The organism is Allokutzneria oryzae, from assembly GCF_042429765.1.
In the GTDB taxonomy this organism is placed as follows: domain Bacteria; phylum Actinomycetota; class Actinomycetes; order Mycobacteriales; family Pseudonocardiaceae; genus Allokutzneria; species Allokutzneria oryzae.
Genome location: NZ_JBHLZU010000042.1, coordinates 1 through 835, shown reverse-complemented (window position 1 = coordinate 835; position 835 = coordinate 1). Strand labels below are relative to the sequence as shown.

Below are 835 nucleotides of genomic sequence, written 5' to 3'. Positions count from 1 at the left end.
GTAGGAGGTGGCGGTCTTGTCGAACCTGGTCGCGATGGCGCGGAACTGCTTGAGTCGGTTGAAGCAGCGCTCGACCACGTTGCGGCGTTTGTAGGCGACGCGGTCGAAGGCCGGTGGGCGGCCACCAGCCCGGCCGCGACGTAGCCGACCGGCTTGCTGGTCGCGGCGTTCGGGGATGGTGGCCGGGATGCGGCGTGCGCGCAGATAGGAGCGGATGGCGCGACTGGAGTAGCCCTTGTCAGCGAGCACCCGGGTTGGCCGCGTGGCCGGTCGTCCTGGACCTGGACGCCGGAACTCGATGCCTGCCATGACCGTGGTGAACATGGTGCAGTCGTTGACGTTGCCGCCGGTCAGCGCCACCGACAGCGGCCGACCGTGGCCATCACACGCCAGATGGATCTTGGTGGTGGGGCCGCCACGGGAGCGACCGATGGCATGATCACCTGGCTCGCTGTGCCCGCGCCACGATCCGACCGCCCCCCGTGTGGGACGCGCTTGCGCGACGAGCACCGGCGGCGTGCTGGTGGGCCCGCACGATGCTGGAGTCCACGGCGATCTCACGGTCGAGCTCGTCGATCGCCTCAGCGATCACCCGGGCCTTCACCACCAGCATCGTGAGCGTGCCACTCCGTGACCACCGCCAGAACCGGTTATAGACCGTCTTCCACGGCCCATACCGCTCCGGCAGATCCCGCCAGGCGACCCCGGTCTTGGCCTTGAACAACATCCCGTTGATCACACGGCGGTCATCCACCCGAGGACGGCCCTTCGCGCCCGACACCGGCAGCAACGGCTCAATAATCTGCCACTGCTCATCGGTCAGCTCATGCCTGCG

At 68.1% G+C, this 835-nt stretch carries 1 pseudogene; it reads right to left on the bottom strand.

From position 1 onward, the window contains the following. Window positions 1-823: pseudogene (locus ACFFQA_RS37980) on the bottom strand (IS5 family transposase); the annotation flags it as partial. Between the last annotated feature and the right edge of the window lie 12 nt (window positions 824-835).